This is a genomic window from Streptomyces sp. BJ20 (genome assembly GCF_022869105.1).
Taxonomy (GTDB): domain Bacteria; phylum Actinomycetota; class Actinomycetes; order Streptomycetales; family Streptomycetaceae; genus Streptomyces; species Streptomyces griseoincarnatus.
The window spans coordinates 5,911,017-5,932,238 of record NZ_CP094918.1; the positions used below are offsets into that span (position 1 = coordinate 5,911,017).

The 21,222-nt window shown below is 73.3% G+C and carries 18 protein-coding genes; 14 read left to right on the forward strand and 4 right to left on the reverse strand.

Going from position 1 to position 21,222, the window contains the following annotated elements; all coding sequences use genetic code 11:
- Positions 1-36 precede the first annotated feature (36 nt).
- Positions 37-909 (forward strand): DUF4429 domain-containing protein, encoded by an 873-nt coding sequence (locus MTR79_RS26735; RefSeq protein WP_048457626.1) that lies wholly within the window; start codon positions 37-39, stop codon positions 907-909.
- Between the two features lie 74 nt (positions 910-983).
- Here the strand turns inward: MTR79_RS26735 and MTR79_RS26740 are convergent, their stop codons facing one another.
- A complete protein-coding gene (locus MTR79_RS26740) occupies positions 984-2,000 on the reverse strand; it encodes an aldo/keto reductase (RefSeq protein WP_114873650.1) in 1,017 nt (338 codons plus the stop codon).
- Entirely contained in the window at positions 2,000-2,461 is a 462-nt protein-coding gene (locus tag MTR79_RS26745) for a MerR family transcriptional regulator (protein WP_048457713.1), read from the reverse strand. The genes MTR79_RS26740 and MTR79_RS26745 overlap by 1 nt, the downstream gene beginning before the upstream one ends.
- A 94-nt stretch (positions 2,462-2,555) precedes the next feature.
- Here MTR79_RS26745 and MTR79_RS26750 point away from each other — a divergent pair, with 94 nt between their 5' ends.
- The 6 genes from MTR79_RS26750 to MTR79_RS26775 all read left to right on the forward strand — a co-directional run bounded on the left by MTR79_RS26750 (position 2,556) and on the right by MTR79_RS26775 (position 12,212).
- Positions 2,556-3,023: an N-acetyltransferase gene (locus MTR79_RS26750; protein ID WP_086700545.1), complete on the forward strand. Its 468-nt coding sequence runs from the start codon at positions 2,556-2,558 to the stop codon at positions 3,021-3,023.
- An 18-nt stretch (positions 3,024-3,041) separates the two neighbouring features.
- A complete protein-coding gene (locus tag MTR79_RS26755) occupies positions 3,042-3,863 on the forward strand; it encodes a serine hydrolase domain-containing protein (RefSeq protein WP_244792122.1) in 822 nt (273 codons plus the stop codon).
- Between the two features lie 147 nt (positions 3,864-4,010).
- Positions 4,011-4,991: a hypothetical protein gene (locus MTR79_RS26760; RefSeq protein ID WP_244792123.1), complete on the forward strand. Its 981-nt coding sequence runs from the start codon at positions 4,011-4,013 to the stop codon at positions 4,989-4,991.
- A 72-nt stretch (positions 4,992-5,063) separates the two neighbouring features.
- Complete coding sequence (locus MTR79_RS26765; protein WP_244792124.1) at positions 5,064-6,911, forward strand: HSP90 family protein; 1,848 nt, start codon at positions 5,064-5,066, stop codon at positions 6,909-6,911.
- A gap of 2 nt (positions 6,912-6,913) precedes the next feature.
- Positions 6,914-10,243 (forward strand): hypothetical protein, encoded by a 3,330-nt coding sequence (locus tag MTR79_RS26770; RefSeq protein WP_244792125.1) that lies wholly within the window; start codon positions 6,914-6,916, stop codon positions 10,241-10,243.
- A gap of 394 nt (positions 10,244-10,637) precedes the next feature.
- The gene (locus tag MTR79_RS26775) at positions 10,638-12,212 is read left to right on the forward strand and encodes a S8 family serine peptidase (RefSeq protein WP_244792126.1); all 1,575 of its coding nucleotides are present in this window, start codon (positions 10,638-10,640) and stop codon (positions 12,210-12,212) included.
- Positions 12,213-12,390: 178 nt separating this feature from the next.
- Here MTR79_RS26775 and MTR79_RS26780 read toward each other — a convergent pair whose 3' ends face one another.
- The gene (locus tag MTR79_RS26780; protein ID WP_086704508.1) at positions 12,391-13,047 is read right to left on the reverse strand and encodes a pirin family protein; all 657 of its coding nucleotides are present in this window, start codon (positions 13,045-13,047) and stop codon (positions 12,391-12,393) included.
- A 142-nt stretch (positions 13,048-13,189) separates the two neighbouring features.
- Here MTR79_RS26780 and fasR point away from each other — a divergent pair, with 142 nt between their 5' ends.
- The 5 genes from fasR to fabF all read left to right on the forward strand — a co-directional run bounded on the left by fasR (position 13,190) and on the right by fabF (position 18,154).
- Positions 13,190-14,395: a fatty acid biosynthesis transcriptional regulator FasR gene (gene fasR, locus MTR79_RS26785; RefSeq protein ID WP_086704495.1), complete on the forward strand. Its 1,206-nt coding sequence runs from the start codon at positions 13,190-13,192 to the stop codon at positions 14,393-14,395.
- Positions 14,396-14,484: 89 nt separating this feature from the next.
- Entirely contained in the window at positions 14,485-15,399 is a 915-nt protein-coding gene (locus tag MTR79_RS26790) for an ACP S-malonyltransferase (protein ID WP_244792127.1), read from the forward strand.
- Positions 15,400-15,421: 22 nt separating this feature from the next.
- On the forward strand, positions 15,422-16,450 hold the full coding sequence (locus tag MTR79_RS26795; protein ID WP_086704498.1) for a ketoacyl-ACP synthase III: 1,029 nt from the start codon (positions 15,422-15,424) through the stop codon (positions 16,448-16,450).
- A gap of 79 nt (positions 16,451-16,529) precedes the next feature.
- The gene (locus tag MTR79_RS26800) at positions 16,530-16,778 is read left to right on the forward strand and encodes an acyl carrier protein (protein WP_004931691.1); all 249 of its coding nucleotides are present in this window, start codon (positions 16,530-16,532) and stop codon (positions 16,776-16,778) included.
- A 104-nt stretch (positions 16,779-16,882) separates the two neighbouring features.
- Positions 16,883-18,154 carry a beta-ketoacyl-ACP synthase II gene (gene fabF / locus MTR79_RS26805; protein ID WP_086704499.1) on the forward strand — a complete coding sequence of 424 codons (1,272 nt, stop codon included), beginning with the start codon at positions 16,883-16,885 and terminating at the stop codon, positions 18,152-18,154.
- Positions 18,155-18,317: 163 nt separating this feature from the next.
- Here the strand turns inward: fabF and MTR79_RS26810 are convergent, their stop codons facing one another.
- A complete protein-coding gene (locus tag MTR79_RS26810) occupies positions 18,318-18,812 on the reverse strand; it encodes a DUF3145 domain-containing protein (protein ID WP_006134787.1) in 495 nt (164 codons plus the stop codon).
- A 275-nt stretch (positions 18,813-19,087) separates the two neighbouring features.
- On the opposite strand from MTR79_RS26810, the gene MTR79_RS26815 reads away from it, so the two are divergent.
- Both MTR79_RS26815 and MTR79_RS26820 read left to right on the forward strand, forming a co-directional pair.
- Complete coding sequence (locus MTR79_RS26815) at positions 19,088-19,987, forward strand: SGNH/GDSL hydrolase family protein (RefSeq protein ID WP_244792128.1); 900 nt, start codon at positions 19,088-19,090, stop codon at positions 19,985-19,987.
- 15 nt (positions 19,988-20,002) lie between these two features.
- Entirely contained in the window at positions 20,003-20,974 is a 972-nt protein-coding gene (locus MTR79_RS26820) for an aldose epimerase family protein (RefSeq protein ID WP_244792129.1), read from the forward strand.
- Positions 20,975-21,222: the final 248 nt, after the last annotated feature.

Genomic DNA, 21,222 nt, shown 5'->3' on the forward strand with positions numbered 1-21,222 from the left:
GGGACGGAGAAGCTCGTGCCGCATACGATGAGCCGCATGGGTGACGTACTGGCCGGATTTCATGCCGCCTGGGAGTTCGAGTCCGACTCCGTGCTCATCCGTTACGTACGAGGGATTCGAACACCCAAGCTGTTCCAGGCGCTCGGCGAGCGGCGCGTGCCGCTGGAGGCGATCGAGGGCGTGACCCTCACGCCCGGCAAGCGCGGGACCGTGGTCCTGCGGCTGGAGCCACGGCCGGGAGCCGACCCGCTGACGGAGGCGGCCGCCGGGCAGCTGAAGGAGAGCAGCGACCCCTACCGGCTGGTGCTGCCCGCCGAGCGGGAGACGCTCGCGGAGTACTACGCCGACGAACTGCGCGCGCAGCTCACCGAGTCGGGCCCCGCCGAACGCCACCTGGTGGCCGCGCCCGAGCCGCCGCTGCAGTTCAAGGCGTACGACGGCAAGGCGACGTTCGACGGCACGTCGGTGGCGTTCCGCTGGTTCTGGACCGGCGCGTCCTCGGCCAAGTGGAAGGCCGGTGACCAGCGTTTCCCCGTCTCCGAGCTGAGCGGGGTGGAGTGGCGTTCGCCAGAGGTGTTCGAGGGCCATCTGCGGCTGCTGCGCCGGGACACGACGGTGCCGGCCCCGGCGCAGGCCGACCAGGACCCCGCCGCGGTGGTGTTCGGGCTCGGGTACGGCCCCGTGCACGAGTCGCTGCCGTTCGCGGCGGCGGTGCTGGCCGCGGTGCGGGACTGTGCGGCGGTGCCGGCGATATCGCCTGCTGCGGCCACGGGCGGTGTGCCGTCCGCTCGGCGTGACCCTGCGGACATCGCCGAGCGGATCCGGCATCTTGGGGAGTTGCACCAGGCGGGGCTGGTGACGGACGAGGAGTTCTCCTCCAAGAAGGCGGAGTTGCTCGCGGAGCTCTGACCTTCCCCGCGGGTGCGTGAGGGCTGGGCGCGCGGTTCCCCGCGTCCCTTCGGGGCGTTCTTCCGCAGCGCCTTCTACTCCCTGCCCGCTGACGTGAACGACATGTCCGCGTAGCGGGTGCCGGTGACCTGGTCCGCGATCGGGTCGAGCAGGTTCAGGTCCGCTTCCGTCAGGGTGATGCGGGTGGCCGCCGTGTTCTCGTCCACGCGGGACGGGCTGCGGGTGCCGGGGATGGGGACGACCGGGAGACCGTGGACCGCCGCCTGCTGGTGCACCCAGGCCAGGGCGACCTGCGCGGGGGTCGCGCCGTGGTGCCCGGCGACCGCGCGGACCGGCTCCAGGAGGGCCGCGTTGGCCGCCGCGTTGTCGCCGGTGAAGCGGGGCATCGTGCGGCGGAAGTCGTCCTGCGTGAGGTCCTTCGTGGCGTCCGTGAAGGAGCCGGTGAGGAAGCCGCGGCCGAGCGGCGAGTACGGGACGAGGGTGACGCCCAGGTCGCGCGCGGCCGGCACCACGGCGGCCTCGATGTCCCGGCTGAACAGCGACCACTCCGACTGCACGGCGGCGATCGGGTGCACGGCGTGCGCGGCGCGCAGCTCACCGGCCGTCACCTCGCTCAGGCCCAGCTGCTTCACCTTGCCCTCGCGGACCAGCTCGGCCATGACGCCGACGGTCTCCTCGACGGGCACGTTCACGTCGCGCCGGTGCATGTAGTAGAGGTCGATGACGTCGACGCCCAGGCGGCGCAGGCTCGCCTCGACGGCCTGCCGGATGTACGGCGGGTCGTTGCGGACGATGCGCCGGGTCGGGTCGTCCGGCGGGATCGACAGGGCGAACTTGGTGGCGATCAGCACCTCGTCGCGGTGCGCCGCCAGGAACGGGGCGAGGAAGCGTTCGTTGTCGCCGGCGCCGTACGCGTCGGCGGTGTCGTAGAGGGTGACGCCCCGCTCCAGGGCGCGTTCGAGGGTCGCCCGGGAGGCGTCCGCGTCGGCGGGGCCGTAGGCGAAGCTCATGCCCATGCAGCCGAGGCCCTGCACGCCCACCTCGGGGCCGTCGGCGCCCAGCGTCGTCGTCGGGATCGTGTGCCCGGTCATCATGCCCTTTCCGAGGCCAGGGCGCGCCCGGCGTCCGCGTAGAAGCTGATCTTGCGGTCCAGGACGGCGAGCGTGCCCTGGAGTTCGGCGATGCGGGCCAGCACGTCCTCGCGGGTCGCCTTGAGCAGCTCGAAGCGCTCGGCGTACGTGTGGTCGCCGGCCCGGACCAGTTCGGCGTAGCGCACCATGTCGGCGACCGGCATGCCCGTCAGACGGAGCTTGCCGACCAGGGCGAGCCAGTCGAGGTCGCGGTTCGTGTAGCGCCGCTGCCCGGTGTGGGAGCGGTCGATGTGCGGCATGAGCCCGATGCGCTCGTACCAGCGAAGGGTGTGCGCGGTCAGCCCGGTGAGGGCGGCCACCTCGCTGATCGTGTACTTGTCCTTGCCGTCCGGCCGCCGGTCGCCCTGCGGGGGCATGGCGCAGGTGTCGGTCCTGGTGTCCGTGGTCTCCGTCACCGTCATGACGTCCACGCTAGATCCTTGGAGTGCGCTCCAGGCAAGCGGTGCCGGTGAGAAAGGGGCGGACGTGTCGGGACGCTCCGGCTACCGTGCGCGCATGAGCCTTGTACGCCGGGCGACGCCCGAGGACGCGGAGGAAGTGCTGCGTCTGCGCCAGGTGATGATCGATTCGATGGCCCGCTCCGACCCGTCCACCGCGTGGCACGCGGTGTCCCTGCCGGTGCTGCGCGAGCGGCTGGCGGACGACCTTTCCTTCGCCGCGTTCGTCGTGGACCACCCGGAGCGGCCGGGCGCCCTCGCGGCGCTGGTGGCCGGCACGCTGGACTACCGCATCGGCGGGGCGCGCAATCCGCGCGGCACCGACGGGTACGTCTTCAGCGTCGCCACCGACCCGGACGCCCGTCGCCGCGGCTACGCGCGGGCCTGCGTGGGCGCGCTGCTGGAGTGGTTCCGCGAGCGGGGCGCCGGGCGGGTGCGGCTGACCGCGAGCCCGGAGGCGGAGCCGCTGTACCGGTCGCTGGGGTTCACGCCCAGGCCGGACCCTTTGCTGGAGCTCATGCTCTGAGCGCTTAGGCTCGACCGCATGTCGCTGAAGAGCCTCGCGTCCATCGAGAACTGGCCCGTTCCCACCGCTGCGGCGGGGGTGGTACGGGCGGACGGCACCGTCCTGGGCACGCACGGCCCGACCGGACACCGCTTCCCGCTGGCCTCGGTCACCAAGCCCCTGGCCGCCTACGCGGTGCTCGTCGCGTACGAGGAGGGGGCGGTCGAGCTGGACGAGCCGGCCGGACCGGACGGGGCGACGGTGCGGCACCTGCTCGCGCACACCTCGGGCCTCGCCTTCGACGAGCACCGGGTCACCTCCGCGCCCGGCGAGCGGCGGCTGTACTCCAACGCCGGGTTCGAGCAGCTCGGCGACCACGTGGAGAAGGCGACGGAGATCCCGTTCGCCGAGTACGCGTGGCAGGCGGTGCTGGAGCCGCTGGGGATGACGTCCACCTCGCTGGAGGGCTCTCCCGCCAAGGACGGGGTGTCCACGGTGGACGACCTGCTGCGGTTCGCCGCCGAGGTGCAGGCGCCGCGGCTGCTGGACCCGCGGACGGTGGCGGCCGCGATGACCGTGCAGTACCCGGGCACGAAGGGCGTGCTGCCGGGCTACGGCCACCAGAACCCCAACGACTGGGGGCTCGGCTTCGAGATCCGGGACGGCAAGTCGCCGCACTGGACGGGCGCCTCGTCCTCGCCGCGCGCCTTCGGGCACTTCGGCCAGTCGGGCACGTTCCTGTGGATCGACCCGGACGCGGGCGCGGCCTGCGTGGCGCTCACGGACCGGGCGTTCGGACCCTGGGCGGTCCAGGCGTGGCCGCCGTTCACCGACGGCGTGCTGGCGGAACTGCGCGGCTGACTGCCGCCGGTCCCCCGTACGCGCCGCAGGCTCCGGCGTCACCTGCGACGTCGGCGTGAGGCCGGTGTGAAAACCCTGTGGAAGCGGTGTCGGTGGTGCGCCCTATGATGCGCCGGACGATCACGCGGGACCAGGGGAGGGCGCGGCATGTTCGGCAAGCTGTTCGACAGGGGCGAGGAGAGACCGGGGGCGGATCCGCACGCCCTTCCGGTCCCCCGGGGGAAGAGCGGCGCCCACCCGCTGCGCGCCCTCGGCGACCGGCGGGTGCTGGCGGCGGTGGAGGCGGCCGACGCGGGCGACTGGGAGGACGTCAAGGAGGCGCTGGCCCCGTTCGACCTGGGCCGCGACCACCAGGTCCTCGGTCAGCTCGTGGACGTCGACGGGCTGCAGGACTGGATCGGCCACGCCGTCGAGGAGGACAAGGAGCACCGCGCCCTGGCTCTGCTGATATCCGGTGCGCGGCACATCAAGTGGGGCTGGGAGGCCCGCACCGCCGCCCGCGCCGTGCACGTCACCCAGGAGCAGTGGCGCCTGTTCCACGAGCGGCTCGACATCGCCGAGCGGCAGCTGTTCGAGGCCGCCGAGCTGCGTCCGGACTGGATCACGCCGTGGCGCCAGCTGCTCACCTCCGCGCGCGGCATGTCGCTCGGCTCCGAGATCTCCGAGACCCGGCGCGACGCCGGCCTGCGCCGTGACCCGCTCGACCTGGAGATCCACCTCGAGTGGCTGTCCCAGCTGCAGCCCCGCTGGGGCGGTGAGCCGGGGGAAGCCCTGGAGTTCGCCCGCGCCGCGTTCGCCGCCGCGCCCGACGGCCACCGGCTGGGCTGCGCCGTCGCCATGGCGTACGTCGAGGAGTGGGTGGAGTCCGACGACGGCGCCTGCCTCCAGCAGCCCCGGATCCGGGCCGAGTTGAGGCAGGCGGCGGAGCGCAGCATCCTGCACCACGCCTACGAGCGCCGCCTGGGCTGGCAGGGCGACTACAACATCTTCGCCATGGCCCTGTCCCTGGCCGGGAGCAGCACCGCCTCCCACGTCTTCCGCGAGCTGGAGGGCGCGTACACCGAGTGGCCGTGGACGTACATGTCCGAGCCGCAGAAGGCGTACGCGCGCTTCCGCAAGGCCTTCTGAGCGCCTGCTCACGCTCTCGCAAGCCGTCCTTCCGCCAGCCGTCACCGCACGCCCTCACACCCCGGACCGCCCATGACCCTGCCCGACACCGCATCGCAGCAGCCCGGCACCGACCGCACCTTCCAGGTGGACCTGCGCGGCCTCGTCGATCTGCTCTCCCATCACCTCTACTCGAGCCCCCGCGTCTATCTGCGTGAACTGATGCAGAACGCGGTGGACGCGCTCACCGCCCGGCACGCCCTCGAACCGGCCGCGCCCGCCGGCTCGTTCGGCATCCGTCTGTACGCCGACCGCTCAGTGGTCCGGGTCGAGGACGACGGCGTCGGCCTCACCGAGGCGGACGTGCACACCTTCCTCGCCACGATCGGCCGCAGCAGCAAGCGCGCCGACGGCATCGCCGAGCAACGGGCCGACTTCATCGGCCAGTTCGGCATCGGCCTGCTGTCCTGTTTCCTGGTCGCGGACGAGATCCACGTGGTCAGCCGGTCCGCGCGTACGCCCGGCGCGCCCGCCGTGGAGTGGAGGGGGCGCGGTGACGGCAGCTACACCGTGCGCACCCTGCCCGCCTCCGCCCGGCCCGCCCCCGGCACCACCGTCACACTGACCCCGCGCGCCGACGCGGGCGAGTGGACCGAGCCCGCCCGGGTGCAGGCCTTGGCACGGCACTTCGGCTCGCTGCTGCGGCACCCGGTGACCTTCGACGACGGCTCCGGCGGTCCCGTCGTGCCGGTCAACCCGGAGGAGGCGCCCTGGGCGCGGACGCACCCGACGCCGGGCGCCCGCTCCCGCGCGCTCGCCACGTACGGCGAGGAGGTGTTCGGCTTCACGCCGCTGGACACCCTGGAGCTGGACCTGCCGGCCGTGGGTCTGAAGGGCATCGCGTGCGTGCTTCCGGAGGCGGTGCCGGCCGGGCGGCGGCACGGGCACCGGGTGCACGTCAAGGGCATGCTGCTGTCCGAGCAGGCGGAGGAGATCCTGCCCGACTGGGCGTTCTTCGTGCGCTGCGTGATCGACGCGGAGAGCCTGCGCCCGACGGCGTCCCGCGAGTCCCTGTACGAGGACGACACCCTCGCCGCGGTCCGGGACGCGCTCGCCGGGCAGCTGCGCGCGTGGATCGCACGCGTCGCCGCCAGCGACCCGGACCTGCTGCACCGCTTCCTCCAGGCGCACCACCTGTCGGTGAAGTCCCTCGCCGTGCACGACGACGAGATCCTGCGGATGCTGCTGCCGTGGCTGCCGTTCGAGACCACCGACGGGCACTGCACGCTCGACGAGTTCTCCCGCACCCACCGCACCGTGCTGGTGACGTCCAGCGTGGAGGAGTTCCGTCAGGTCGCGGCGATCGCGTCGGCCGCCGGGCTGGGCGTGGTCAACGGCGGCTACACCTACGACCGCGAACTGGTGCACCGGCTGCCCGAGATCCGGCCCGAGGTGAGCGTCGCCGACCTCGACCCGGCGACGCTCACCGCGCACCTCGACCCGGTCGACCGGGAGACGGAACTGGCCGCCGCGGCCTATCTGGCGCTGGCCCGTGACGCGCTCGCGGTGTTCGACTGCGACGTCGCGCTGCGCGCCTTCCAGCCCGCCTCCGCGCCCGCGCTGCTCGTCGACAGCCGGGAGGCCCGGCACGAGCGCACCCGCTCCCGGCTCGCCCGCGAGCAGGAGGGCGGCCTGTGGGGCGACATCCTCGGCGCCCTGCGGCAGGAGGCGCCGCGCGCCCAGCTGATCCTCAACCAGCTGAACCCGCTGGTGCGCACCGCCGTCGCGATCGACGAGCCGGAACTGGCCCGCACCAGCGCCGAGGCCCTGTACGGGCAGGCGGCGCTGCTGTCCCGGCGTCCGCTCAGGCCCGCCGAGTCCAGCCTCATCAACCGCTCCTTCCTCGACCTTCTCGCCCACGCCCTGCGCAAGGACCGCTGACGATGCAGACCCCGCCCCAGACCACCGACGAGCTGTACGCGGCGCTGCGGGAGAACAGCGCCCTCCCCTACGGCCGCACCCGGACCGTCGCCGCCGAGGAACTCGCCGAGGCGGCCGAGCTGTTCGGCGAGCCGGTGCCGCTGGTCCACGCCCTGCTGGACCTCCAGGAGGCGTACACCTACGGCTCCGAGCCGCGGAAGTCGCCGGTCGTCTTCGCCCGGCTGCTGAACCTCTTCGACGAGCGGCCCGACGTGTTCGACGACCGGCTGCGCCACCAGCTGTTCTGGCGGTTCAAGTGGGTGGCCAACGCCCTGCGCTGCCTGCCCGAGATACCGCTGGCCAGTCTGCGCCAGTGGCAGACGGAGATGCGCGACCGCTACGAGAAGGCGGGCCTCGACCTCCAGCCGTACTACGGGCAGGCGTACCAGCTCGCCGCGCACGTCGGCGAGGACACCACCCTCGCCTACGAGTTGTGGGCGGGCCGGGCCCGGAGCCTGCTCAGCGACTGCGAGGCGTGCGAGACCTGCGAGCGCGCCCTGTACCACCTGGCGGCGGGCGACGACGAGCGGGCGCTGCGCGTCTGGGAGCCGGTGCTGGCGGGCAAGGAGTCCTGCCAGGAGGAGCCGGCCCGCTCCGTCTCGTACGCGCTGCTGCCGCTGCTGCGGACCGGCCGCACGGACGAGGCGCGCCATCTGCACCTGGCGGGCTACCGCGGCTGCCGCCGCAACCCGTCGATGGCCGGGGAGATCGGCCGCCACCTGGAGTTCTGTGCGCTGACCGGCAACGAGGCACGCGGCCTGGAGCTGCTGGCGGAGAACCGTAACCTGTTCGACGAGGTGGACTCGCCGCTGGCCCTGCTCGACCTGCTCACCGGTGTGGAGGTGCTGCTCGCCCGCGTGGAGGCGCTGGGACACGGGGAGCTGCCGGCCGCCGGGTTCCCCGGCCGGAGCTGGACGGTGACGGAGCTGCGGGCCGAGGTGCGGGGGCGCGCCGACGACCTGGCCGCCCGTTTCGACGCCCGGAACGGCACGACGGAGCACGCCGATCGCCGCGGGACCCGTCTGGCGCAGGCGCCGCTGCTGGAGTCGCTGGAGCTGACGCTGCGTCCGCGCACTTTGGAGGACGTGGCCCCGGCCCCCGCCGCGCCGGCGCCGGCGCCCGCCGAGCCGCTTCCCGAGTCGCCGGCGGACCTGATCAGACGGGCGCGGGAGCTGGACGAGCAGGGGCACCCGGACGCGCACGCCTGCTGGGCGCGGCTGCGCGAGCTCACCGCCGCTCGCGGCTACGTCCACCCGGACGACCCGGACGTCGGCCCGCTGGTGCGACTGCGCGCCGAACTGCTGGAGGAGGAGGCGACGCTGGCGGACCGCAGAGACGCGCACGAGGACGCGGCGGCGCTGTACGAGGAGGCGGCGGGGCTCTACGAGGACGCGGGGCTGCCGGAGCGCGCGGTGCCGGCCCGCGCGCAGGCGGTGCTGGCGGGGGCACGGGTGGGGCCGGGCGGCTCCGGTCCGACGACGCCGGAGTCCGACACCGCCGGAGGGTCCGGCACGGCGCAGGGGCCCGGCACGGCGCGGGAGTCCGCCTCCGCCGGGCAGGCCGGCCGCGCACAGGAGGCCGGCTCCACGCAGCAGCCCGCCTCCGCCGAGGGGTCCCTCACCGCGCACGGGTCCCGCACCGCGCGGGAGTCCGCCTCCGCCGGGCAGGCCGGCCGCGCACAGGAGGCCGACTCCACGCAGCAGCCCGCCTCCGCCGAGGGGTCCCGCACCGCGCACGGGTCCGGCACGGCGCACGGGTCCGGCTCCACGCCGGCATCCCGAGCCGCGGCCGGCCCCGGCTCCGCAGAGGGTTCTGCCTCCGCGGAAGGGCCCGGCTCGGCGGAGGGTTCGGGACCCGCGGCGGGTTCCGGCCATGACGCGGACACCCACGTCGCCGCGCTGGTCGACGCGTACGCGACGCTCGTGCGGCTGCACGAGGAGGCGTCCGGGCTCGCCCCGTTCCTGGAGGCGCGGCTGCTGCGGCTGCGGGTGAGCGCGCTGGGACTACGGCTCCAGGCGTCCGGGGACCGGGAGCAGGTCGCGTCCGTCCTCGCCGAGGCGGAGCTGCTGCACGACTTCGCCGCCCGGCACGGCCTGGCCGGCCAGATCGCGGGCGCGCGGCTGCTGCGGGCCACCACGCACGCCATGTCGGGCGACCTGCCCGCCGCGCTCGCGGAGACGGACGCGCTGGTCGGGCTGTTGCGGACGGACGGTCCCGCCTGGCACCTGCCGCGCGTGCTCGCGCTGCGCGGCAAGATCCAGCTGGGGGTCGGTGACGCCGAGGCCGCCCACGCGAGCCTCGCCGAGGGGCTGCGGCTGGCCGCCGAGTGGCCCGCCGACACGGTCGACGCCCCGACCCTGCACGGCGAACTGGCGCAGGCGTGCCTGCGCCTGGGCCGGCCCGACGAGGCCCTGCGCCATCTGACCCGCTCGGCGGAGCTGGACCTGCGGGCGGGCAACCGGTTCGACGCGTTCTGCTCCTACAGCAACGCGGCACAGCTGAGCCTCGACCTGGGCCGGGTCGAGGACTGCATCGCCCTGCTCGACTCGGTGCTGCTGGAGCCGGACGTCGTGGACGGCGAACTGGACGACCGGCTCGTGGCCCAGCTGCGGCTGACGCGGGCCCGCGCGCTGCACGCCGGGGACGACCTGAAGGCCGCCACCGCGGAGTTCGTGGCCCTCGCGGCCGAGTCGGCCGGCTGGGACGACGACCCGGGCAGCCACGCCATGATCGCCGCGGAGACCGCCGTACTGCTCGGTGAGGCCGGGGAGTTCGGGCAGGCGCGGGAGGCCGTGGACCGGGCGCTCGCGGCCCACGCGCGCGACCCGCGGTTCGAGATGCTCAGCAACGCCCTGCGGGAGCTGGCCCGGCTCCAGGCGCACCGGCAGGGCCCGGACGGGCTGGAGGGCGCCCGCGCCTTCCTTCAGGACGCCGGCCGGGTCGCCGACGCGGCCCGCGCCGCCGGCTTCGAGGCGCACGGCCGTTCGCTGGACTCCGCCCTCGCCTACGAGCACGGGCGGGTCAACGCGTACGGGGGCGCCTACGAGGAGGCGCTGGCCGCGCTGGAGAAGGCTCTCGGGCTGCTCGGGGAACCGGGCGAGGACGCCACGGAGGCCGCCGAGTGGGCGGAGTGCGTGCGGCTGGCCGGGGTCGTGGAGGGCGTCTACCTGGAGCGCAGTGCGGCGGCGCTCGGCCGGGTCGGGGCGGCGGCGGAGCGGCTGACGGCGCTCGGCCACGGCGAAGTGGCGGAGGCGCTGACGGAACTGGCGGAGAGGTTGCGGGACGAGGAGTGAGCGGTGCGGGAGGGGGCGGGCCGTGGCCGTGGGGCCGGTGGTCCCGCCCCCTGCCGTCTCGCCATGCGGGACGGATCACCGCCGTCCGTCCCACGCCGTGACTGTGACGGTGATCATGTTTACGCAGCGTATCTGTGCCAGTTGATGACCTTGTGTCACTCCGGCTTTGTGGCACGGACGTTAACGAGCGGCTGAACCCCTTGTGCAATCCGCGTAGACAGATCAATCTTTCGCCTGGCGACAGGACATGCGGGTCACGGCCACAGCGTCCGTGTTTGGCATGTTCCTGACATGCGTGCGTCCCGGTGATCCGGGGCGGGCGTCCGCCGTGCGGCGCCTCACCCCCAAGAGGCGCTACCCCCACACTCCCCACCTGTCGAGGAGGAACCCTCAGATGGCAGTGATGCGAAACGCCAAGCGCAGATCGATCGTCGGCGTCGGCACGGTCGCCGCGGCGGCTCTCACGGGCGGTCTGTTCACCGCTCCCGCCGCGCACTCCGCCGAATCCCCCAAGGGGACGATCGCCTACGCCGATGCGCCGAACGCGGTCGAGGGCAGCTACATCGTCACCCTGAAGCCGGGCACCAAGGCCGCGTCCACCAAGGGCAAGGGCCTGGCCAAGAAGTACGGCGCCGACGTCGGCCACACCTTCCGCGAGGCCGTCAACGGCTACACCGTGGAGGCCACCGAGGCGGAGGCCGCCGAGCTGGCCGCCGACCCCTCGGTCGCGCTGGTCGAGCAGAACCGCGCCTTCACCATCCAGGCCACGCAGACCAACCCGCCGTCCTGGGGCCTGGACCGCATCGACCAGACCGCGCTGCCGCTGAGCGGCTCGTACACCTACGACGACACCGCCGGCCAGGGCGTCACCGCGTACATCATCGACACCGGTGTGCGCATCTCCCACAGCGACTTCGGCGGCCGCGCCCGCAACGGCTACGACGCGGTCGACGGCGACTACGTCGCCCAGGACGGCAACGGCCACGGCACGCACGTCGCAGGCACCGTCGCGGGCACCGCGTACGGCGTCGCCAAGAAGGCCTCCGTCGTCGGCGTCCGCGTCCTCGACAACAACGGCTCGGGCACCACCGCCGGCGTGATCGAGGGCGTCGACTGGGTCGCCGCCAACGCGGTCCTCCCGGCCGTGGCCAACATGTCGCTCGGCGGCGGCGCCAGCACCACGCTGGACAACGCGGTGCGCAACGCCATCGCGGCCGGCGTCACCTTCGCCGTGGCCGCGGGCAACGAGTCGACGACCGCGACCGGTTCGCCGGCCCGGGTGGCCGAGGCGATCACCGTCGGCGCGACCACCTCGACCGACGCCCGCGCCAGCTACTCCAACTACGGCTCGAACCTGGACATCTTCGCGCCGGGCTCCTCCATCACCTCCGCCTGGTACACCGGCGACAGCGCCACCAACACCATCTCCGGCACCTCGATGGCCACCCCGCACGTCGCGGGCGCCGCGGCGCTGTACCTCGCGGACAACCCGTCGGCCACCCCGTCGCAGGTCGCCTCCGCGCTGGTCAACAGCTCCATCTCCGGCGCCGTCGGCAACCCGGGCACCGGCTCCCCGAACCGTCTGCTGTACGTCGGCGGCAACGGCGGCACCACCCCGCCGCCGGGCAAGACCTTCAGCAACACCGCGGACTACACGATCCGCGACAACGCGACCGTCGAGTCCCCGATCACTGTCAGCGGTGTCTCCGGCAACGCCCCGTCGGCCCTGCAGGTGCCGGTGAACATCGTCCACACCTACATAGGCGACCTCACGGTCCAGCTGGTCGCGCCCGACGGGTCGGTCTACACCCTCAAGGCGTCCGGCACCGGAGGCTCGGCGGACAACATCAACACCACGTACACCGTGAACGCCTCCTCGGAGACGGCCAACGGCACGTGGAAGCTGCGCGTCACGGACAACTACTCCGCCGACACCGGCTACATCAACAGCTGGGGCCTGACCTTCTGAGGCACCGCCTCTGAGCGCCGCCGCGCTTCATCCGCCCCGGCAGGTTCCCCTGCCGGGGCGGAGTCGCGTCCGGGCACTCCCCCGGAGCGGCTTCGGCCGCCCGGGGCACCTTCCGCAGCCACCGCGCGCGTTCAGCCACAGGCTCGGCTCACCTCGCACTCCTGCCACCGGCAGACCGTCAGAACCCCGACATCTCCCACATCAGCACCTCCGCCGCCCCCTCCGCCACCGCCTCCGCGTCCTTCTCGTCCGTGAGGCGGGCCGCGTCGCCCGGGCCCAGGACCTCGCCCTCCAGGCGGACGTCACCGCGGACCACGTGGACGTAGACGTGGGGCGCCGCGGGGAGCGCCGTGCGTTCGCCGGGCGACAGGCGGCGGACGTGGAGCATCGCGCCGGCCTCCGGGAGGGCGTACGGCGTGGAGTCGGCTATGCCGCGGACGACCTCGTAGCGGGGTTCGCCGCCCGGTTCGAGGGGGGCCAGCCACATCTGGAGGAAGGTCAACGGGACGCGGGCCGCGTTGCGCTCCACGTGGCGGACGCCCGACGCCGCGCTGAGGCGCTGGACGTCGCCGGGGCGGATGACCGTCTCGTGGCCCTGGGAGTCCCGGTGGGTCAGCTCGCCGGAGATCACCCACGTGACGATCTCGGTGTGGCTGTGCGGGTGCTCGTCGAAGCCGGCGCCCGGGCCCAGGTGTTCCTCGTTGCAGGCGATCACCGCGCCGAAGCGCAGGTTGTCCGGGTCGTAGTGGGGGCCGAAGGAGAGGGCGTGCCACGATTCGATGCCCGCCGCCGGGTCTCCGCCCCTGTAGCGCTCGCTGGCTCGCCTGACATCCATCACGCCCTCCACGGTAGGCCCTCCCGGAGGGGCCCGGGACGGCGCACGGCGGGGGCACCGGAGCCCGGACGCGGGGCACGGGCGCCGGGGCGGGTGCGACCCTGGGGCACGGCCCGCCGCCCGGATAAGGCAGTCTTGTCCCGTGCCCGAACCCGAAACCAGTACCCCCGGACCCGCCGCACGCCCCGCCCACACGCACTCCGCGACACTGAAGCGGCTGGAGCAGTCGTCCGGCTCGCTCGCCGCGCAGGCCATCGCGCGGATGGACGAGACGCTGCCCTGGTACCGGGCCATGCCGCCGGAGAACCGTTCCTGGATCGGCCTGGTCGCCCAGGCGGGCATCGCCGCCTTCACCGAGTGGTTCCGGCACCCCGACGCCCCGCAGGCCATCTCCACCGATGTCTTCGGCACCGCGCCGCGCGAGCTGACCCGGGCCATCACGCTGCGGCAGACCGTGGAGATGGTGCGGACGACGATCGAGGTGATGGAGTCCGCCATCGACGAGGTGGCGGCGCCCGGCGACGAGAGCGTGCTGCGCGAGGCACTCCTCGTCTACGCGCGGGAGATCGCCTTCGCCACCGCCCAGGTGTACGCCCAGGCCGCCGAGGCACGCGGTGCCTGGGACGCGCGCCTGGAGTCGCTGGTGGTGAACGCCGTGCTCAGCGGCGAGGCCGACGAGGGCGCCGTGTCGCGGGCCGCCGCGCTCGGCTGGAACTCCCCGGAACATGTGTGCGTGGTGCTGGGCACCGCCCCGGACGGGGACTCCGAACTGACCGTGGAGGCCATCCGGCGGGCCGCCCGGCACGCCAAGCTCCAGGTGCTCACCGGTGTCCTCGGCGACCGTCTCGTCGTCATCGCGGGCGGCAGCGACAACCCGCTGGCCGTCGCGAAGTCCCTGATCGGCCCGTACGCGGCCGGTCCCGTCGTGGCCGGGCCCGTGGTGCCGGACCTGCTGGCCGCGACCCGGTCCGCGCAGGCCGCCGCCGCGGGCCTCAAGGCGTGTTCCGCCTGGCAGGACGCCCCGCGCCCGGTGCTGGCGGACGATCTGCTGCCGGAGCGCGCGATCGCCGGCGACCCCTCGGCGCGCGAGCAGTTGGTGGAGGAGATCTACAGACCGCTCGAGGAGGCCGGCGCGGCGCTCCTGGAGACGCTCAGCGTCTATCTCGAACAGGCGAGCAGTCTCGAAGGCGCGGCGCGGATGCTGTTCGTTCACCCCAACACCGTTCGTTACCGGCTCCGACGTGTGACAGACGTCACCGGTTGGTCACCCTCCGATGTACGCTCGGCGTTCACCCTGCGGATCGCGCTGATCCTGGGGCGTCTGGCCGATGGTGATCTCCAGACCTAGCCTTTTGTGGGGGGTCGACAAAACCCCCTCCGGTTCTTCGTCCTTGTCCCCACGGGCGGCCGCGCCCGTACGCAAGAGAGAGTGTGAGAGTGCTCGTACTCGTCGCTCCCGGCCAGGGCTCCCAGACGCCCGGCTTCCTGACCGAATGGCTCGAACTCCCCGGCGCCGCCGACCGCGTCGCCGCGTGGTCGGACGCCATCGGACTCGACCTCGCCCGCTACGGCACGAAGGCCGACGCGGACGAGATCCGCGACACGGCCGTCGCGCAGCCGCTGCTGGTCGCGGCCGGGCTGCTGTCCGCATCGGCACTGGGTGACATCGCCCCGGGCGCGGTCGCCGGCCACAGCGTCGGCGAGATCACCGCCGCCGCCCTCTCCGGCGTCCTCGACGACGCCGCCGCCCTCTCCCTGGTCCGCAAGCGGGGTCTGGCCATGGCCGACGCCGCCGCGATCACCGAGACCGGCATGGCGGCGCTGCTCGGCGGCGACCCCGAGGTGACCGTGCCGCACCTGGAGAAGCTGGGCCTCACCCCGGCGAACATCAACGGCGGCGGCCAGATCGTCGCCGCCGGCACCATGGAGCAGATCGCCGCGCTGGAGGCCGACAAGCCCGAGGGTGTCCGCAGGGTCGTCCCGCTCAAGGTCGCCGGCGCCTTCCACACCCACCACATGGGCCCCGCGGTCGAGACGCTGGCGGAGGCCGCCAAGGCCCTCGCGCCCGCCGACCCGAAGGTCGCCTACGTGTCCAACAAGGACGGCAGGGCGGTCGCGTCCGGGGCCGAGGTGCTGGAGCGCCTGGTGGGCCAGGTCGCCAACCCGGTCCGCTGGGACCTGTGCATGGAGACCTTCGAGGAGCTCGGTGTCACGGCGCTCCTGGAGCTGTGCCCCGGCGGCACCCTGACCGGTCTGGCCAAGCGTGCCCTGCCCGGCGTCAAGACGCTGGCCCTGAAGACCCCCGCCGACCTCGACGCGGCCCGCGAGCTCGTCGCCGAGCACGCCGCCTGACGCCCTTAAGGAGCCGACCCGCATGGCGAAGATCAAGCCCAGCAAGGGCGCCCCGTACGCGCGCATCCTCGGCGTGGGCGGCTACCGTCCCACCCGGGTCGTGCCCAACGAGGTGATCCTCGAGACGATCGACTCGTCCGACGAGTGGATCCGCTCGCGCTCCGGGATCGAGACCCGGCACTGGGCCTCCCCCGAGGAGACCGTCGCCGCGATGTCGATCGAGGCGTCCGGCAAGGCCGTCGCGGACGCCGGGATCGACGCCGCGCAGATCGGCGCCGTCGTCGTGTCGACCGTGTCGCACTTCTCGCAGACGCCGGCCGTCGCGACCGAGATCGCCGACAAGCTGGGCACGGAGAAGGCCGCCGCGTTCGACATCTCCGCCGGCTGCGCGGGCTTCGGCTACGGCCTGACCCTCGCCAAGGGCATGATCGTCGAGGGGTCCGCCGAGTACGTCCTGGTCATCGGCGTCGAGCGGCTGAGCGACCTGACCGACCTGGAGGACCGCGCGACGGCCTTCCTGTTCGGCGACGGCGCGGGCGCCGTGGTCGTCGGCCCCTCGCAGGAGCCGGCCATCGGCCCGACCGTGTGGGGCTCCGAGGGCGACAAGTCCGAGACGATCAAGCAGACCTACGCGTGGGACCGCTTCGGCGGCGACCTCGCGGAGCTTCCCCGGGACAGCAGGGGCGACCTCAAGCTTCCCGCGATCACCCAGGAAGGCCAGGCGGTGTTCCGCTGGGCCGTGTTCGAGATGGCGAAGGTCGCCCAGCAGGCGCTGGACGCGGCCGGGATCAGCGCGGACGACCTGGACGTCTTCATCCCGCACCAGGCCAACGTGCGGATCATCGACTCGATGGTGAAGACCCTGAAACTGCCGGAGCACGTCACGGTCGCCCGTGACATCCGCACCACCGGCAACACCTCGGCCGCCTCGATCCCGCTCGCGATGGAGCGGCTCCTGGCGACCGGCGAGGCGAAGAGCGGCGACACCGCGCTCGTCATCGGCTTCGGGGCGGGTCTCGTGTACGCCGCGACTGTCGTTACCCTCCCCTAGGCACTCCGTGCCGGATCATCGTCCGGTACAGGAGGAAACACCGCCACACCCTCTGGAATCACAACGAAGGAGCGCCACCATGGCCGCCACTCAGGAAGAGATCGTCGCCGGTCTCGCGGAGATCGTGAACGAGATCGCCGGCATCCCGGTTGAGGACGTCCAGCTGGACAAGTCCTTCACCGACGACCTGGACGTCGACTCGCTGTCCATGGTCGAGGTCGTCGTCGCCGCCGAAGAGCGCTTCGACGTCAAGATCCCGGACGACGACGTCAAGAACCTCAAGACCGTCGGCGACGCGACCGACTACATCCTCAAGCACCAGGCCTGAGCACGCGCGGGGCGTGAGCCCCGCAAGGGCCGGGAGCTCCCCGGCCCCGCCACCCGGCGGTGGCGCCGTACGCATCCTCGTCAATCGTTGGAGAAAGAATTCCGATGAGCTCGACCAATCGCACCGTGGTCGTCACCGGTATCGGCGCAACCACACCGCTGGGTGGCGACGCGGCCTCTACCTGGGAGGGCCTCGTCGCCGGGCGTTCCGGCGTGAAGCCCCTGGAGCAGGAGTGGGCCGCCGAGCAGGCGGTCCGTATCGCGGCCCCGGTGGCCGTGGAGCCCACCGAGGTCATCCCCCGGCCGCAGGCCCGCCGCCTGGACCGCTCGGCGCAGTTCGCGCTCATCGCGGCGAAGGAGGCGTGGGCCGACGCGGGGTTCGAGGCCAAGGCCGGCGAGGACCCGAACGTCGACCCCGACCGGCTGGGCGCCGTGATCGCCTCCGGCATCGGCGGCGTGACGACCCTGCTGGACCAGTACGACGTGCTGAAGGAGAAGGGCGTCCGCCGCGTCTCCCCGCACACCGTCCCCATGCTGATGCCGAACGGCCCGTCCGCGAACGTCGGTCTCGCGGTGGGCGCCCGTGCGGGCGTGCACACCCCGGTGTCCGCGTGCGCCTCGGGCGCGGAGGCCATCGGCTACGCCATCGAGATGATCCGCACCGGCCGCGCCGACGTGGTCGTCGCGGGCGGCACGGAGGCGGCGATCCACCCGCTGCCGATCGCCGCGTTCGGCAACATGATGGCGATGTCCAAGAACAACGACGACCCCGAGGGCGCCTCGCGTCCCTACGACGCGGCCCGTGACGGCTTCGTCATGGGCGAGGGCGCGGGCGTGGTCGTCCTGGAGTCCGCCGAGCACGCCGCCGCGCGCGGCGCCCGCGTCTACGCGGAGGCGGTCGGCCAGGGCATCTCGGCCGACTCTCACGACATCGTGCAGCCGGAGCCGGAGGGGCGGGGCATCTCGCACGCCCTGCAGAACCTGCTGGACCGCACGGACCTGGACCCGGCGGAGATCGTGCACGTCAACGCGCACGCGACGTCGACGCCTGCTGGTGACATCGCCGAGCTGAAGGCGCTGCGGAAGGTGTTCGGGGACGACGCGGACCACATGGCGGTGTCCGCGACGAAGTCGATGACCGGTCATCTGCTGGGCGGCGCCGGTGGCGTCGAGTCCGTCGCCACCGTGCTGGCGCTGTACCACCGGGTGGCTCCGCCGACGATCAACGTGGAGAACCTGGATCCCGAGGCCGAGGCGAACGCGGACGTCGTGCGTGGTGAGGCACGGAAGTTGCCCGTGGACGGGCGGATCGCCGCGCTGAACGACTCGTTCGGGTTCGGGGGGCACAACGTGGTGTTGGCGTTCCGGACGGTCTAGTCGCCCCGGGGCGGTCTCTGGAAGGGGTTCACCTCTGGGAGGTGGGCCCCTTCTGTTGTCCGCCCGTTCGCGCAGTTCCCCGCGCCCCTGGAGCCCGCGGGCCGGTGGGGGCTTGGCGCGCAGTTCCCCGCGCCCCTTCGGGGCGCGTTCCGACGAGGCGTCCCTACACGACCTGGTGGAGCCAGCGGACCGGGGCGCCTTCTCCTGCGTAGCGGAACGGCTCGAGTTCGTCGTCCCAGGGCTTGCCGAGGAGTTTGGCGATCTCCGACTCCAGGTCGGTGTCCTCCGTGCGGGAGCGGACCAGCGCGGCGCGCAGGCGGTCCTCCGGGATGAGGATGTCGCCGTGGATGCCGGTGACGGCGTGGAAGATGCCGAGGTCGGGGGTGCAGCTGTAGCGCTCGCCCTCGGCGGTGGGGCACGGCTCGGAGGTGACCTCGAAGCGCAGCATCTGCCAGCCGCGCAGCGCGGAGGCGAGCTTGGAGGCGGTGCCGGCCTGACCCTGCCAGGAGAACTCGGAGCGCCAGGTGCCGGGGGCGGCCGGCTGGCGGATCCAGTCCAGGCTGACGCGCGTGCCGAGCACCCCGGCGACGGCCCACTCGACGTGCGGGCACAGCGCGCGCGGCGCGGAGTGCACGTACAGAACTCCACGAGTCGTCACCGGAACCTCCGGGCTGAGCGGGTCGTCTTCGATCGGGCGGAACGGTCACGGCCCGGCGGGCCGCGTTGAGGGCGAGGCTACCGTGCGACGGGGCAAGGAGTGTGACGTACCGTCCGTCCCGGTGGCGGGAAAGTCGTGCCTTTCACCCGGCAGGACGTCTGTGCGGGCGCCGGGGTTCATTCCGGACGGGCCCCCTGGGGGAGCGGGAACTCCCGTGCGTTGTTATGGGTTGGGGGGACGGCACGGACGTGGTGGGACGCTCGGGGAGGCGGCGGATGACGCAGGCGACGCGGAGGCGGGGACGCCGTGCGCGGGCCGTGCTCGCCGCGGTGGCCGCCGTCGCGTTCGGCGTGGCGGGCTGCGACACGGGCGGCGGGGAGAAGCCCGGTGCGGCCGCTTCCGGGACACCCTCTCCCAGGCCGACGCCGCTGTGGGACACGCGCCCCGACTCGGTGGCCGCGGTGGGCGACTCCATCACCCGGGGGTTCGACGCGTGCGCGGTGCTGACGGACTGTCCTGAGGTGTCGTGGGCGACGGGTGACAGCGAGCAGATCGACAGCCTGGCCGTACGGCTGCTGGGGCGGGCCGGGGCGGCCGGGCGGAGCTGGAACCACGCGGTGACCGGCGCCCGGATGGAGGACCTGCCGGGGCAGATGGCGCGCGCGGTGAAGCGGGAGCCGGAGCTGGTGGCGGTGATGGTGGGGGCGAACGACGCCTGCCGGGTGAGCGTGGCCGCGATGACGCCGGTGGAGGAGTTCCGCGCGGACTTCGAGGCGGCGATGCGCACGCTGCGCGAGGCGCTGCCGAAGACGCAGGTGTACGTGGCGAGCGTGCCGGACCTGAAGCGGCTGTGGTCGCAGGGGCGGACCAGCGCGCTGGGCAAGCAGATCTGGAAGCTGGGGATCTGCCCGTCGATGCTGGGCGACCCGGACGCGACGGACGCGGCGGCGACCGAGCGGCGGGCGACGGTGCAGCAGCGCGTGGAGGACTACAACGAGGTGCTGCGGGAGGTGTGCGCGAAGGACCGCCGCTGCCGCACCGACGGCGGCGAGGTGTACGCGTACCGGTTCGGCACGGCGCAGCTGAGCCGCTGGGACTGGTTCCACCCGAGCGTCGACGGGCAGGCCGAGCTGGCGGAGATCGCCTACCGGACGGTCACGGCTCCAGGCCCGTGACCTATTGTTTCGCACATGAACGAACTCATCGGCACACTTTCCGACGGCACGCCGGTGCACCGCTGGACCCTGGAGCGGGCGGGCGTACGGGTGCGGATCCTGTCGTACGGCGGGATCGTGCAGGACGTCGAGGTGCCGGACCGGGACGGGCGGACCGGGAACGTGGTGCTGGGGTTCGACGGCCTGGACGGCTATCTGGCGCACCCGGCCCCCTTCCTGGGCGCGCTGATCGGCCGGTACGCCAACCGGATCGGGGGCGCCCGCTTCACCCTGGACGGCACGGAGCACGTCCTCGTGCCGAACGACGGGCCGAACTCGCTGCACGGCGGTGAGCGGGGCTTCGACAAGCGCGTCTGGGACGTCACCGAAGTCGCGCACGGGCTGCGGCTGTCGCTGGTCGCCGAGGACGGCGAGGAGGGCTTCCCGGGCCGGCTGGAGGTCACGGTGACCTACACGCTGGACGGGCGGGGCGCGCTGCACATCGCGTACGAGGCGGTGACGGACGCTCCGACGCATGTGAACCTGACGAACCACGCGTACTGGAACCTGACCGGTTCCGGCACCGCGGGCGGGCACGAGCTGCGGGTGGCCGCGTCCCGGTACACGCCGTCCGGTCCCGGTCTGATCCCGGCCGGCGAGCTCGCGGACGTCTCCGGCACCCGCTACGACTTCCGCGAGGCGCGCAAGGCGGGCGGCGGCTACGACGACAACTTCGCGCTGGACAAGGGGGTGACGGCGGCCCCCGAGGAGGTGGCCGAGCTGTACGACCCCGCGTCGGGCCGGGTGCTGACGGTGGCCACCACCGAGCCGGGCATGCAGGTGTACACGGCGGACCACATCGGGGAGCCGTTCGAGCCGGGCGCGGGCATCGCGCTGGAGACGCAGCACTTCCCGGACTCGCCGAACCGTCCGGAGTTCCCGAGCACGGTGCTGCGGCCGGGCGAGGTGTTCCGCTCGGAGACGGTGTACGGCTTCTCCGTGCGGTAGCGGGCGGGTCAGGACCAGGCGGGTCCGGACACACATGAGCCCCGGTCCGGGGTCAGGGTCCCGGGCCGGGGCTGTACATGGGGTACCCCGCAGGACCCCGACGTTAACCGCTGACTCGCTCCGGCGGCCGGGGATCGGGGCCAGGGGAGGAATCCCGTACGAACCCTTCACATTCGGCCACGGGGTGTTCCGGCGCCGGTCGGACGGTGTCCGTCGCGCCGTGGTGTGATCCACCCCGGTCACGCGAT